Genomic DNA, 13,695 nt, shown 5'->3' on the forward strand with positions numbered 1-13,695 from the left:
CCTTGTTAACCGCGTCTTCTTACGCGCGCTTCACGCGTCGCGCCAGTCGTCGCGTCGTGCGGCAAACCCGGGCAGAGCCTGTCGATCTGATGCAGACCTTTTCGTCCACGTTCGCACGCGCGACGCTGCTTCGTCGCTTAGCTCCTCGGAATGAGGAGCGTCATCAATCCGCAAACAACAACACCGGCGTCTCGATCAGCTTCTTCAGCGCCTGGACATAGCTCGCGGCGTCCCAGCCATCGACGACGCGGTGGTCGCAGCTGATCGACAGGTTCATCAGCTTGGCGCGGCGGATGTCGTCGCCGTCAAATACAGGCCGCTCGACGATCTTGTTCGGACCGATGATCGCAACTTCAGGCCGGTTGATGACCGGCGTCGTCGCGATGCCGCCGAGCGGACCCAATGATGTGACGGTCAGCGTGCCGCCTGTCAGTTCTTCGACCTTGGCCTTGCCGGTGCGGGCAGCTTCGGCGAGGCGCGTGATCTCGCTCGCGAGCTGCCAGACATTCTTGTCCTGCGCGTCGCGGATGACGGGGACCATCAGCCCGGCGTCGGTCTGCGTCGCCATGCCCAGATGCACCGCGCCGTGCCGCGTCACCACGCCCGCTTCGTCGTCATAGCGCGCGTTGATCATCGGAAACTGCGGGATGGTCCGGCAGATCGCGACGATCAGGAAGGGCAGCATGGTGAGCTTTGGACGGCCGCCGCGATTGGCGTTCAGATCGGCGCGCATCTCTTCGAGCGCGGTAACATCCATTTCGTCGACATAGGTGAAGTGGGGAATCGCGCGCTTTGCTGCGGCCATATTCTCCGCAATCTTTCGGCGCATCCCGATGACCTTGACGGGCTCATCGGCGCGCGCGCGGCTGGCACCGGGGGCGTGATAGCCCTGCCCGCCGCTGTAGCGAAGGAAGGCGTCGAGGTCCGAATGGCGGATGCGGTCTCCGTCGGTCTGGACTTGGCTGAGATCGACACCCAGATCCTTCGCGCGCGCGCGGACGGCGGGCGATGCCAGAACCGGCTTCCCAGGCGCCGTTTGCCCTGAGCTTGTTGAAGGGCTGTTCTTCTCTTCCGAAGGCAAGGACGGCGCTTCGACAAGCTCAGCACGAGCGGGTTCAGGGGTTGGCGCAACCCCCGCATCCGACACTTCCTCGGCTCCCGGCGTCTCGGCGACAATCTCTTCCTCGACCGGGGTATCGGCGGGCGGCGCATCGACTTCGCCGTCGCCATCCGCATCGGTCTCGATCACTGCGAGCGTCGATCCGATCGGGATCAGATCGCCGACCTCGCCTGCCAGTTCAATGACGACGCCCGAGACGGGCGATTCCATCTCGACGGTCGCCTTGTCGGTCATCATGTCGGCGAGCTGCGCGTCTTCCTCGACGCGCTCGCCGACCTTGACATGCCAGGCGACAATCTCGGCCTCGGCGATGCCTTCGCCAATGTCGGGCAGACGGAATGAATAACGGGCCATGGCGTCAGTCCTTCAAAATCTTGGAGAGCGCGGTCGCGATGCGCACCGGGCCGGGGAAATAGGCCCATTCAAGGCTGTGCGGATAAGGCGTGTCGAAGCCGGTGACGCGTTCGACCGGCGCCTCAAGATGATAGAAGCAGCGTTCCTGGACGAGCGCCGCGAGTTCGGCGCCAAAGCCCGACGTGCGCGTCGCTTCGTGGATGATCAGGCAGCGGCCGGTCTTCTTCACCGACGTTTCGATCGCGTCGATGTCGAGCGGCAGCAAGGTGCGCAAGTCGATGATTTCGGCATCGACGCCCATTTCCTCGACGATCGTCTTGGTCACATGCACCATCGTGCCATAGGCCAGGATCGTCAGCGCCTCGCCTTCGCGCACCGTTGCGGCCTTGCCCAGGTCGATACGGTAATAGCCCTCGGGGACCGCGCTCGCATCATGTTTCGACCAGGGCTCGACCGGACGGTCGTAATAGCCGCTGAACGGGCCGTTGTAGATGCGCTTGGGCTCGAGGAACACGACGGGGTCATTGTCCTCGATTGCTGCGATCAGCAGACCCTTGGCGTCATAAGGGTTCGACGGGATCACCGTCTTCACGCCGCAGATATGCGTCATGATGCTTTCGGGTGACTGGCTGTGCGTCTGGCCGCCGAAAATCCCACCGCCAAACGGCGTCCGCACCGTCATCGGGCAGATAAAATCGTTCGCGGAGCGATAGCGGAGCCGCGCGGCCTCGCTCACCAATTGGTCGAGCCCGGGATAAATATAGTCCGCAAACTGAATTTCGGGGACCGGACGCAGACCATAGGCGCCCATGCCCACCGCGACTCCGATGATACCGCATTCGTTGATCGGCGTGTCGAACACGCGCGTCTTGCCATGCTTTTTCTGCAGCCCCGCGGTCGCGCGGAACACGCCGCCGAAAAAGCCGACATCCTCGCCCATCACGACCGTGGCCGGGTCGCGTTCGAGCATGACGTCCATGGCGCTGTTGATCGCCTCGATCATGTTCATCACTTTGGTGTCTTCCGCCATTATTCGGGCTTCCAATCGGGGCCGAATTTGGCCTCTTGCTCGGCGAGCATCTGCGCGCATTGTTCCTTGAGGTGCCAGGGCATTTCCTCGAACACATCCTCGAACATCGTTTCGAACGGCTGGTGCATCCCGTGGCCGAGGATGCCGAGCTTTTCCGACTGTTTCTGCGTCGTCTTGACCAGTTCGTCGAGTTCCTTCGCCTGCGCTTCGTGGCGCTCGGCATCCCATTCGCCGAGCAGCTCCAGATGCTGGCGGAGCCGCGCGATCGGGTCGCCGAAAGGCCAGGCGCTCGCTTCCTGCGCGGCGCGATAGGCACCGGGATCGTCGGATGTGCTGTGTCCTTCGGCGCGATAGGTGAAGTGCTCGATCAAGGTCGGACCATTGTTCGTCCGGGCGCGGTCGGCGGCCCACTGCGTCGCCGCATAGACCGCGAGCGGGTCGTTGCCGTCGACGCGCAGCCCGGCAATCCCGTATCCGACTGCGCGGGCCGCAAAGGTCGTCCGCTCGCCACCAGCAAAGCCCGAAAAGCTCGAAATCGCCCACTGGTTATTGACGACGTTGAAAATGACCGGCGCGTTGTACACGGTCGCGAAGGTCAGCGCCGAGTGGAAGTCGCCCTCTGCCGACGAGCCCTCACCACACCACACCGCCGCAATGCGGGTGTCGCCCTTCGACGCCGACGCCATCGCCCAGCCCACCGCCTGCGGATATTGCGTCGCCAGATTGCCCGACACGCTGAAAAAACCATGTTCGGGCGCCGAATACATGATCGGCAGCTGCCGCCCCATCAGATGATCGCCGCGGTTCGAATAGATCTGGTTCATCATCTGGATCAGCGGATAGTCGCGCGCGATCAAAATGCCCTGCTGGCGATAGCTGGGGAAACACATGTCGGCGCGATCGATCGCCATGGTCGCGGCGATCGATGTCGCCTCCTCGCCCGTGCATTTCATATAGAAGCTGGTCTTCCCCTGCCGCTGGGCGCGGAACATTCGGTCGTCGAACGCCCGCGTCAGCATCATGTAACGCAGCATGGTGCGCAGCCGTTCGGGCGCCAGATTGGGATTCCACGGCCCCTTGGCCTGTCCGTCGAAATCGAGGACGCGGACAAGCCCATAGCATAGCTCGCGCATCGCATCGGGCTTGGTCGCTTCGCCGGGGCGCGGCGTCGCCTCGACCGCGGGAACCTCGATGTCGCCGAAGTCGGGCGTGTCTCCGGGGCGATAGCGCGGCTCGGGGATATGAAGCGACAGCGGCGGCAGGTTGCTCGCCGGGCGGCTGTCCGGTTCAGGCATATCTTCTTCCCTTCGTGCGCGAATCAGCGCCTAGTTATATTTCACGTTGACGACATTTTATTACGGTCAACATATGAATGCAACGGCGGCCATCAGACTGCCACAGGCGCGGAAATGGGCGCTTGCGGGGCATAATCCTCGACCGCGAAATCCTCGAACCGGTAATCGAAAATGCTGGGAGGACGGCGCAGGATATGCAGCTTCGGCTGCCCCTCCGGCACGCGCGCCAATTGCTGTTCGACCAATTCGGCGTGATTGAGATAGAGATGAACGTCGCCACCCGACCACACGACCTCGTGCGCATGAAGGCCGCACTGATCGGCGATCATCCGCGTCAGCAGCGCCGCTTCGAAAATATTGAACGCGAATCCCAGGCCGAGGTCGCACGACCTTTGGAACAACAGGCACGACAGCCCGCCATCGCTGCGAACGTGAAACTGATAGGTCATGTGGCACGGCGGCAACGCCATCCGGTCCAGATCGGCGACATTCCAGCCGGTAAAAATGTGCCGCCGCGACCCCGGATTGTTTTCGAGCGAATCGATCAGCGCCGCAATCTGGTTGTGCCCGCGTTCGGCGCGGCGAAACAGCCCATCCCCTGCCGCCTCGTAGCGTGGCCAGTTCACCCACTGATGCCCATAGACCGGACCAAGATCGCCCCACTCGGTCGCAAATTTCTCGTCGGCGACGATCCGCGCCTCAAACTCCGCAGCGCTGATGTCCTCGCCCGTCGCGCGGCGATATTTGTCAAGCGGCCAGTCGGTCCAGATTTTCACCCCCTGCGCGACGAGCGAGCGGATATTGGTATTTCCGGTGAGGAACCACAACAGTTCGCGAAGCGCCGTTTTCCAGTAGACGCGCTTCGTCGTCAGCAGCGGGATCGCATCGTCCTTCAGCGAGAATCGCATCGTTTCGCCGAACAGCGATCGCGTGCCCACACCGGTGCGATCGACTCGCTCGTCGCCCTCGACCCAGACGCGGCGCATCAGGTCAAGATATTGCAGTTCATAATGGATGGAATCAGCCAAGGCGTGCTCCCTTTCTTTGCCCATCATTGCTAGGCCTCACGCCGTGCGGCGACAAGGGATTCGCCGGAAGCGGGCTGCCGATCCATCCGATGCGGCGCAGTCGGCTGTTGGGTCCGGCGGGCGCCTGCGCCATGCGCGGATGATGACGATCTTCGAGTCCGTCGGCAAAACTTATGCCGCCGCGATGCGTCCGGGTTTCGTGCCATGCGACGCCGAAGGCGCGATCGCGGCGCAATTGCTGCGCCCCCGGTTCGATGACGACCGGGAAAGCGTCCTTTTGGCGGCCTTTGACGCGTTCGAACGACTGGTTGGGTTTGAAAGCATCGACAGCGAAACGCCGCGTCGCTGCGTCGTCCCGCCGCGATGCTGGCGCAGGCTGCTGGTCAGCAGCACTGCGACCGTCCTGGTGGCGCACAACCATCCCTCGGGCATCGCCTGGCCGAGCGACGCCGACATTGCCGCAACGCACGAAGTCGCGCTTTTTCTGCGAACAATCGGTATCGATCTCGCCGATCATCTGATTTTCGTCTCCGACGGTCATTTCAGCTTTCGAACTGCCGAAATGCTGTAGTTCGGGCAATCGGCTTGACTGTGCCGATTGGCGCTTGAAGTTCGCAGATTGCGCGTCTAGAGGACCGCCCTGCCTTCGCGGCGGCCACGGCCGACGCGCAGATCGGTCGGGGAGTAGCTCAGCCTGGTAGAGCACTGTCTTCGGGAGGCAGGGGCCGGAGGTTCGAATCCTCTCTCCCCGACCAGTTTTCTCGCATAATTCATAATATGTCGCCGTCGCTTCTTGAAAGTCGGCGAATAACGCCCTAGATTTATTCTACACCGCCATGGTTTTCCCCCTTTCCATCGCGGTGAGTGCCCCGTCGGAAGCGATGCGGGCGCGTCCTCCCTGGACCCTGGCCACCTCGTACTTCGGTACGAGGTGGTTTTTTATTCGGCCGCCTGCGGCAAAAGCTCGGCGCGGGGGCGCCATTGCTGGGCCGCCCTTACCAAATCGGCGAACCAGCGCGAAAGGCGTTCCACGCGATCGGCGTCAGGCAGGTGGTCGGCGGTCAGATAAAGACTGCGGTCGATCTCGATCTGGATCGCATGAACGTCGCGGACCGGCCGACCGTGGGTGCGAACGATATGCCCGCCGGCATAGGGTTGGTTGTGCAGCACCCGCTCCCGCAGCGCCCCGGCCGATTCTATCACCATATCGACAAGCGCTCCGCTTGCCGTTGCGCCAAACCGGTCGCCGATGATGATCCGCGCACCATGCCCCGGTTGTCCGGACGGAATCGTCGGCATCGAGTGAAGATCGATCAGGATCGCGAACCCGAACCGCGTGCGCGCCGACGCAATTTCGGCTGCCAAAGCCGCGTGATAAGGTCGATGCAGCCGGTCCAGCCGCCATTCCAGCGCCTCGAGATCAATCAACCGCTTCCACAACGGGCCGCAGTCGGCAAGCCGCGTGGGCACGACCCCAAGCCCCGCTCGCTCTTTGCGCCCCGGCGTCGCGAACTGGGCGCGCAGCGCTGGTTCGACCTCCCCGGGCGCCATCTGGCCCTCGCCGCGATTGCAATCGGCGACAGCCCGCGCCCAAAGGGCGGTCACGACGGCCGCCCCCGCTTCGCAGGCCCCTGCCGCAATTCCGTCGCACCACCGGTCCTCAAGCCGTTCAAGCGTTGCATGGTCAACGCGCGCTGCGTCCAGGATTTCACGCGGATAGATACGCCCCGCATGCGGAACCGAAACGATAACCGGGCCTGGAGCTGCGGGACGGTTGACCTCGATGGCGGTGGGAATGATGGTACGCGGCGTCATTGACGACGGGTGGCAAATAATTGCGCAGGAATCCAGCCGCGACGCCAATTTGTTAAAACTCTGGCGCTATGTGATATGGCCAACGGAGCGTCCCCGCGCGGAACCGGCGATGCTCAAGGACCAGGGAACAGATTTTACGATGATTCGCATCTTACTGGCCGAAGACGACGACGTGATGCGCGAATATCTCGCGCGGGCGCTTACGGGCGCGGGCTATCACGTGACCGCTGTCGACCGCGGCACGGCGGCGGTTCCCTATATCGACTCGGGCACCTTTGACCTCCTGCTGTCCGACATCGTCATGCCCGAAATGGACGGCATCGAACTCGCCCAGCACACCGCCAAGGCGGCGCCGCAAACGCAGGTGATGTTCATTACCGGATTCGCCGCGGTTTCGCTGCGCGCGGAGGAAAATGTCCCTCAGGCCAAGCTGCTTTCCAAACCCTTCCATCTCAAGGATCTGGTGCGCGAGGTCGATGCGCTCTTCGGGCGTGCCGACCAGTCGCATCTTCAATAAGCGCGCGGGGGGCTTGCCAAGCCGCTCCAAGGCCTTTAGGGGGCGCGTCACCCCAAAGGATGGGCGTGTAGCTCAGTGGTAGAGCACTGTGTTGACATCGCAGGGGTCGCAAGTTCAATCCTTGCCACGCCCACCATTCAAAACGCCGCCGACCTGCAAGGTTGGCGGCGTTTTTGATTCAGGCCATGCCCTTCGCCAGGTCGCCGCGCGACGCATCGCCGATCTGGCTGCCGCCATCGCAATCGAGGATCGTTCCGGTGATATAGCTCGCCGCGGGGCTACACAGAAACACCGCCGATTCGGCAACCTCCTCGATCCGGCCCCAGCGCTTCATCGCGATGCGGTCGTAATGCGACTGCCGCGTTTCGGCGTCGGGCGCGAGGCGTTTCATCCCTTCGGTATCGGCAATCGGTCCCGGCGAAATGCCGTTCACGCGCACCTCCGGCCCCCATTCGAGCGCGAGCACGCGGATCAGCTGGTTGATCCCCGCCTTCGCCGCGCACGCGTGCGCCTGCAAGGCGGATGCGTTGACCGCCTGCCCCGCGGTGATTGCGATCAGCGAGGCGCCGGGCCGCACCAGCAGGTCGTGGCAGCCGCGAAAGACGTTGAACGTGCCATTGAGGTCGATGTCGACCACGGTACGAAAGGCGTTCGCCGACATGCCGAGCACGGGAGCCAGAAAATTGCCCGCGGCGCCCGAAATGACGATGTCCATCGGCCCGAGCTCGCCTGCGACGCGCTCCATCACGCCGCGAATCGCCGAATAGTCGCGCACATCGCCCGACAGGCCCAGTGCGCCCTTGCCGATGTCCGCCGCCGCGCGCGCCGCCTTATCGGGATCGCGCCCCGCCACCGCGACCTTCGCACCCAGTTCGGCAAAGCGTTTGGCGATGCCCAGGTTGATGCCGCTCGTGCCGCCAGCAACGAACGCGGTCTTTCCGGCCAGCAGATTATCGCGAAATGTCGACATGCTCCCTATCCTCTCTCTCGCTTCGGTCGCCGATCCGGGGGTTGACGGATCGGAACCAGTCGCCTTTTGAAACTGGAAGAGACAGCAAGGATGATCCGATGGCAAGTGCCGGCCCCACCTCGAACAGCTTTATCTCGCAGCGGCTGAAGCTTCATTATGTCGACTGGGGCAATCGCGAGGCGCCGCCGTTGCTGCTCGTCCATGGCGGGCGTGATCATTGCCGCAACTGGGACTGGGTCGCCGAGCGGCTGCGCGACCGATTCCACGTCATCGCCCCCGACCTGCGCGGCCATGGCGACAGTGCCTGGTCGCCCGACGGCAATTATGCGATCGACGGTTTTGTCTATGACCTTGCACAGCTGATCCACCAGCTCGACCGCGGCCCGGTGTCGATCGTCGCGCATTCGATGGGCGGCAATATCGCGCTTCGCTATACCGGCCTTTATCCCGATAGGGTGCAGAAGCTCGTTGCGATCGAAGGGCTCGGCCCCTCCCCCAAGCTGCTCGCCGAGCGCGCGAAGACGCCTTATGCCGACCGGTTCCGCAAATGGATCGACGACAAGCGCCAGGCCGCCGGGCGCACGCCGCGCCGCTATGCGACGATCGAGGATGCGCTCGCGCGAATGATGGGCGAAAATGCCTATCTCACCGAAGCGCAGGCGCGCCACCTCACCATCCATGGCGTCAGCCGCAATGAGGATGGGACGTGGAGCTGGAAATTCGACAATTATCTGAACGTCTGGCCGGCATTCGACATGCAGCAGGACGATATTGCGTCGCTGTGGGGCGCGATCACCTGCCCCACGCTGCTACTCTACGGCGCCGATAGTTGGGCCTCGAACCCCGAAAAGGACGGCCGCCTTCGCCATTTCAACACGGCAAGAGTCATCGAGTTCGAAAATGCCGGTCACTGGCTACACCATGACCAGTTCGACCGGTTCATGTCCACGTTAGACGATTTCCTTTAAGCTGCGCCCCGACGGCGCGTTCCGGCGCGCGATACGAGGCGGCACGATGGCATATTCGGGTCAGGTTTCGCGGCCGCAAAAGCTGCTGTCGGGCGGCGGAGCGCTGGCCGCGGCGCTCGCGATAGGCGTCGGACTCGCCAGCGGGCTCGACCTCGATGTCGTGCGCCGTGCGGGCGAAACCATCACCGCAATCGCCCTGCCCGCTCCGCCCGCCGCGCGCGAAAACGCCTTCCCGGCACCGGCGCCGAGCGAGCGCACCGCGGGCAAGGCGTCGGCAGCGAACAAGCAGGCGAAGGCCGCCCCGATCGCCGCACCGGCCCAAAAGCTCCCGCCGCTCACCCCGCCCGCCGCTGCGGCGCCGCAGCCCGGTGCCGGGAGCGACTCCTCCGCCGGGGCCACGCCCGATCCCGGCCCCGGATCGGGCGCGGGCGGCCGCGGCGACGGAACGGGTGCCGGCGGAACCGGAACCGGAACGGGCGGCGGCACCAAGGCCGTGTGGCGCAGCGGGACGATCCATGACCGCGACTATCCGCGTGATGCCAGCCGCGAGCGCGTGGGTGGCGAGGTGGAGGTGCGCTTCACGATCGAGGCCGATGGCCGCGTGACCGGCTGCCGCGTCACCAGGTCGAGCGGGAACGCTGCACTTGACCGGCGAACCTGCGAGCTCATCGAAGCGCGCTTCCGCTTCAAACCCGCGACCAATGCCGCAGGCGAAGCCATCGCGAGCCCCTATGGCTGGCGCCAGCGCTGGTGGCTGGAGCCGCGGCGCTAGATCCCGCCGAACATGATCGGCTCGGCGCGCGTCGGCTGCTACTGTCCGGGAGAAAAGGTGGCGGAGACGGAGGGATTCGAACCCTCGGTACCGGATTTACCAGTACGACGGTTTAGCAAACCGTTGGTTTCAGCCACTCACCCACGTCTCCGCATGGTCCGCCGCGCTAACGGCAGGTTTGGCCTAGGCGGGTCGCTATAGCCACGCGCTTCGTGGCCCGCAACGCCAAAGATGGCCCATTTTTCGTGTTCGCATCGGCATTTCATCGGCAAATCGATTCGGTCCGGCGCAAAATCGACTCGGGTCATCGCCGGTTCATTGCCCGCCCGGCAAAGCGAGTCATGATTAATGCGGGTTTCGCCGCCATGGCGACATATAATCCTTGGGGGGTCCCTATGTTTAAGACGTTCACCAGCCTGGCCTTGGCAACACTGGCGTCGATCGGTCTGGCGCTGACGCCGGTTCCGGCGGCGGCGCAGATGCGCGAGATCGACCCCAGCAGCATGGAGGTCGATTCCGACCTGGATAACCCCGCCCCACCGCCCGCAACGAGCGATCCTGTGCCGAGCGAATCCTATGACAGCGATCTTGCCACGGGGGATCAGCAGACGAGCGAAACGCCGGTCGATCCCGTCGCTCCTGCCAGCGATGCCTCCACCGTCGCCGCCGCGCCGGGATCAACCTACAAAAAAGACGATCTCATCGGAGCGGCCGAAGGGATCTTCGGCAAGGGCGCGCAAGGTCTGGCAGCGATGATCGAGGATATTTTGAAGGATCAGGGCGAGCCCAACGCCTATATCGTCGGGCGCGAAGCCGGCGGCGCGCTCGTGCTCGGCGTGCGTTATGGCTCGGGAACGCTGCATCACAAGATCGAGGGCGAACTGCCCGCCTATTGGACCGGCCCGTCGATCGGTTTCGACGCGGGGGCCAACGCGGCCAACACCTTCGTCCTCGTCTATAATCTTTTCGACAGCGAAGACCTCTACAAGCGCTATCCCGCGGGCGAAGGCGCGGCCTATCTGGTCGGTGGATTCAACGCCAGCTACCTGCGCCGCGGGGACGTCGTGCTGATCCCGATCCGCGTCGGCGTCGGCGCGCGCCTCGGCGCCAATGTCGGTTATATGAAATTCCGCAAGAAGCAGAACTGGGTGCCCTTTTGACGCTCACCCGTCTGCCCGGGGACAAGAACCCGCGCCTCGGCGCGGGTTTTTTTGGGGGAATGGCGGTTAACCACCGAACCTAGCCGTCGCCCCCGCGAAGGCGGGGGCCGCTGTCGGTTTACACAGCGACGCAGGAAAAGGCCGATTGCGGCCCCCGCCTTCGCGGGGGCGACGGTTTATTGAAACGTCCGCTCCCCACCCCAAAGCAGACATCAAAAAACGCTGTCCTACATGGTCAGGCTATGCCAGCCTTCGTTCCGGCTCTTTCAACATGTGGACAAACCAACTGCTGCCCGCCTGCAGGCGCGCGCCGGAACCGCGCCCGGCGTTGTGCGCCGAGGCGGCTCAGCCGGGACAGCGTGCAAGGCTGACCTTTACTGACCTTTGAAACAGTTCCGCGACCTATGGTTCGATCGGATCGCTCGCCCAACCCGGCCCGTTCGCCAGCGAAAGCACCCTATTCGGCCGCCTCAAGCTTGTCCTGCGTGCGCAGCTCGAAATCCGATGCGTCGTGGCGTTCGCGCAGCTGGCTCGCCGGATCGCCGGTCAGGCGGTTGACCATCCGCCCGCGCTTCACCGCCGGGCGCGCCGCGAGCTGATCGGTCCAGCGCAGGACGTTCTTATAATCCTGCACCTGCAGGAACTCGCCTGCGTCATAGACCAGCCCCTTTACGAGTGAGCCATACCAGGGCCAGATCGCCATGTCCGCGATCGTATAATCACCGCCCGCGATATATTCGCTCTCCGCGAGGCGCCGGTCGAGCACGTCGAGCTGGCGCTTCACTTCCATCGCATAGCGGTTGATCGGATATTCCTGCTTCGTCGGCGCATAGGCATAGAAATGGCCGAAGCCGCCGCCCAGGAAAGGCGCGCTGCCCATCTGCCACATCAGCCACGAAAGCGTTTCGGCGCGCTTCGCCGTGTCGGTGGGCAGGAAGGCGCCGAATTTCTCGGCCAGATGAATCAGGATGGCGCCCGATTCGAACACCCGGATCGCTTCGGCGCCGCTGCGGTCGACGAGCGCGGGGATCTTGCTGTTGGGATTGGCGCCGACAAAGCCGCTCGAAAACTGGTCGCCTTCACCGATGTTGATCAGCCACGCATCATATTCGGCGCCGCCGTGCCCGGCCGCCAGCAATTCCTCGAGCATCACCGTCACCTTCACGCCGTTGGGCGTACCGAGCGAATAGAGCTGGAGCGGATGCTTGCCGACGGGCAGTTCCTTGTCATGCGTCGGCCCCGCAACCGGGCGGTTGATATTGGCGAAGCGCCCGCCGCTGGCCTTGTCCCATGTCCAGATTTTCGGCGGCACATATTCGCTGGTGTCGGTCATCGCGCAGCTCCTTGACTGATTTTTATACCGATCGGTAACCTAAGTGCCCACGCGCCTACTGTCCACCCTTGGCCGATCAAATAATATTTGCCGCGCGCAAAGCCGAAATCGCGTCGGCATCATAGCCAAGCTCAGCGAGTATCGTGTCACTATGCTCGCCGAGCTGCGGTGCACGGCTCGCCGCTACCTTGTCGCTTGCCGACAGGCGGATCGGTGCGCGGATGACGGGCACTTCACCAGGCGCGCCAGGATAGGCGACGGGCTCGACGAGTCGCATCGCCGCGACCTGCGGATGGGCTAGCGCTTCGCTCGGACGAAGAACGGGCGCCGCAGGCACGCGCGCCGCGCCCAGTTCGGCGATGGCGTCATCGCTCGTGCGCTCGATGCACCAGCGCTGCATGATCGCGCTCAGATCCGCGCCATTGTCCCCACGCAATATGTCGCTGGCATAGCGCGGATCGCCGACGAGTTCGGGGTGCCCGACGAGCGCTGCCCAGCGGGCGAAGATCCCATTGCCGACGATTTGCGTGACGATCCAGCCGTCGCGCGTGCGGAACAGGTCGGTGGGCGCCGAGCTGAAGCTGCGGTTGCCAATCGGCTGGCGTTCGATGCCGTTCAGCGCATGATCGATGGTGAGCGCGTTCGAGAGCGCGAGCGCGGTGCCGAGCAGCGATCCCGATACGCATTGCCCCTTCCCCGTCGCCTCGCGCTCGCGCAGCGCCAGCATCACTCCAAAGGCGCAGTGGAGCGCGGTCGAGAAATCGACATAATTGACCTGCGCGCGATAGGGTTGATCCGCCGTGCCGGTCAGGTGGACCGTCCCCGACATCGCCTGCCCCACCGCATCGAATCCCACGTGGCTCGCGAGCGGCCCTTCGCTGCCAAAAGCGGAGGCGGTCGCCAGGATGATTCGTGGATTGATCGCCGACAGGCTGTCATAATCGAGGCCCAGCTTGACCAGCGCATCGTGCGGCAGGTTGGCAACGACGACATCGGCGGTTTCGATAAGACGGCGTACGATCTCGCGGCCCTCGGGACTGCCGGGCTTCAAGGTCAGGCAGCGTTTGGCGCGATTCATCTGCATGAACATCGCCCCCGATCCATCGTCGGCGACGGGCACCGTATAGCGGTCGTCATTTCCGCCCGGCGCCTCGATGCGGATAACATCGGCGCCATAATCGGCGAGCAACGCCGCGCAATAAGGTCCGGCGATATAGCGGCCGAAATCAAGCACCCTTATTCCCGTCAGCGGCACGCCATCCCCTTCCCTCTTCCGTTTCTGTCAACGGGGCTAGCAGCCGTCCGTCGAGCCTGCCAGCGCCTTCGTCGAAAG

13 protein-coding genes and 3 tRNA genes are annotated in these 13,695 nt (G+C 63.9%); 7 read left to right on the forward strand and 9 right to left on the reverse strand.

Going from position 1 to position 13,695, the window contains the following annotated elements; all coding sequences use genetic code 11:
- Positions 1–163: 163 nt before the first annotated feature.
- The 4 genes from VSX77_RS15785 to thyA all read right to left on the reverse strand — a co-directional run bounded on the left by VSX77_RS15785 (position 164) and on the right by thyA (position 4,854).
- The gene (locus VSX77_RS15785) at positions 164–1,474 is read right to left on the reverse strand and encodes a dihydrolipoamide acetyltransferase family protein (protein WP_338425553.1); all 1,311 of its coding nucleotides are present in this window, start codon (positions 1,472–1,474) and stop codon (positions 164–166) included.
- A 4-nt stretch (positions 1,475–1,478) separates the two neighbouring features.
- The gene (locus tag VSX77_RS15790) at positions 1,479–2,483 is read right to left on the reverse strand and encodes an alpha-ketoacid dehydrogenase subunit beta (protein ID WP_338427294.1); all 1,005 of its coding nucleotides are present in this window, start codon (positions 2,481–2,483) and stop codon (positions 1,479–1,481) included.
- Positions 2,484–2,503: 20 nt separating this feature from the next.
- Positions 2,504–3,799 carry a 3-methyl-2-oxobutanoate dehydrogenase (2-methylpropanoyl-transferring) subunit alpha gene (locus VSX77_RS15795; RefSeq protein ID WP_338425554.1) on the reverse strand — a complete coding sequence of 432 codons (1,296 nt, stop codon included), beginning with the start codon at positions 3,797–3,799 and terminating at the stop codon, positions 2,504–2,506.
- A 92-nt stretch (positions 3,800–3,891) separates the two neighbouring features.
- A complete protein-coding gene (gene thyA, locus VSX77_RS15800) occupies positions 3,892–4,854 on the reverse strand; it encodes a thymidylate synthase (RefSeq protein WP_422397254.1) in 963 nt (320 codons plus the stop codon).
- A 115-nt stretch (positions 4,855–4,969) separates the two neighbouring features.
- Here thyA and VSX77_RS15805 point away from each other — a divergent pair, with 115 nt between their 5' ends.
- Positions 4,970–5,398, forward strand: coding sequence for a JAB domain-containing protein (locus VSX77_RS15805; RefSeq protein WP_338425556.1), 429 nt, complete (start codon positions 4,970–4,972; stop codon positions 5,396–5,398).
- Positions 5,399–5,505: 107 nt separating this feature from the next.
- A tRNA-Pro gene (locus VSX77_RS15810) sits at positions 5,506–5,582 on the forward strand.
- A gap of 184 nt (positions 5,583–5,766) precedes the next feature.
- Here the strand turns inward: VSX77_RS15810 and VSX77_RS15815 are convergent.
- Positions 5,767–6,690 (reverse strand): N-formylglutamate amidohydrolase, encoded by a 924-nt coding sequence (locus tag VSX77_RS15815; protein WP_338425557.1) that lies wholly within the window; start codon positions 6,688–6,690, stop codon positions 5,767–5,769.
- Positions 6,691–6,781: 91 nt separating this feature from the next.
- Between VSX77_RS15815 and cpdR the strand changes: the two genes are divergently transcribed.
- Together cpdR and VSX77_RS15825 are read left to right on the forward strand one after the other, a co-directional pair.
- Positions 6,782–7,159: a cell cycle two-component system response regulator CpdR gene (cpdR, locus tag VSX77_RS15820; RefSeq protein WP_338425558.1), complete on the forward strand. Its 378-nt coding sequence runs from the start codon at positions 6,782–6,784 to the stop codon at positions 7,157–7,159.
- A 61-nt stretch (positions 7,160–7,220) separates the two neighbouring features.
- Positions 7,221–7,295, forward strand: a tRNA-Val gene (locus VSX77_RS15825).
- 42 nt (positions 7,296–7,337) lie between these two features.
- On the opposite strand, the gene VSX77_RS15830 is transcribed toward VSX77_RS15825, so the two are convergent.
- Entirely contained in the window at positions 7,338–8,129 is a 792-nt protein-coding gene (locus VSX77_RS15830; protein ID WP_338425559.1) for an SDR family oxidoreductase, read from the reverse strand.
- Between the two features lie 98 nt (positions 8,130–8,227).
- On the opposite strand from VSX77_RS15830, the gene VSX77_RS15835 reads away from it, so the two are divergent.
- Both VSX77_RS15835 and VSX77_RS15840 read left to right on the forward strand, forming a co-directional pair.
- Complete coding sequence (locus tag VSX77_RS15835; RefSeq protein ID WP_338425560.1) at positions 8,228–9,097, forward strand: alpha/beta fold hydrolase; 870 nt, start codon at positions 8,228–8,230, stop codon at positions 9,095–9,097.
- A gap of 46 nt (positions 9,098–9,143) precedes the next feature.
- Positions 9,144–9,869: an energy transducer TonB gene (locus VSX77_RS15840; RefSeq protein ID WP_338425561.1), complete on the forward strand. Its 726-nt coding sequence runs from the start codon at positions 9,144–9,146 to the stop codon at positions 9,867–9,869.
- A 58-nt stretch (positions 9,870–9,927) separates the two neighbouring features.
- Here VSX77_RS15840 and VSX77_RS15845 read toward each other — a convergent pair.
- A tRNA-Ser gene (locus VSX77_RS15845) sits at positions 9,928–10,020 on the reverse strand.
- 244 nt (positions 10,021–10,264) lie between these two features.
- Between VSX77_RS15845 and VSX77_RS15850 the strand changes: the two genes are divergently transcribed.
- Complete coding sequence (locus VSX77_RS15850) at positions 10,265–11,029, forward strand: DUF1134 domain-containing protein (RefSeq protein WP_338425562.1); 765 nt, start codon at positions 10,265–10,267, stop codon at positions 11,027–11,029.
- Between the two features lie 457 nt (positions 11,030–11,486).
- On the opposite strand, the gene yghU is transcribed toward VSX77_RS15850, so the two are convergent.
- Both yghU and VSX77_RS15860 read right to left on the reverse strand, forming a co-directional pair.
- Positions 11,487–12,362, reverse strand: a complete 876-nt coding sequence (gene yghU, locus VSX77_RS15855; protein WP_338425563.1) for a glutathione-dependent disulfide-bond oxidoreductase — start codon at positions 12,360–12,362, stop codon at positions 11,487–11,489.
- 76 nt (positions 12,363–12,438) lie between these two features.
- The gene (locus VSX77_RS15860) at positions 12,439–13,617 is read right to left on the reverse strand and encodes a CaiB/BaiF CoA transferase family protein (RefSeq protein WP_338425564.1); all 1,179 of its coding nucleotides are present in this window, start codon (positions 13,615–13,617) and stop codon (positions 12,439–12,441) included.
- Between the last annotated feature and the right edge of the window lie 78 nt (positions 13,618–13,695).

The sequence above is a fragment of the Sphingopyxis sp. TUF1 genome (assembly GCF_036687315.1).
GTDB classification, from domain to species: Bacteria; Pseudomonadota; Alphaproteobacteria; order Sphingomonadales; family Sphingomonadaceae; genus Sphingopyxis; species Sphingopyxis kveilinensis.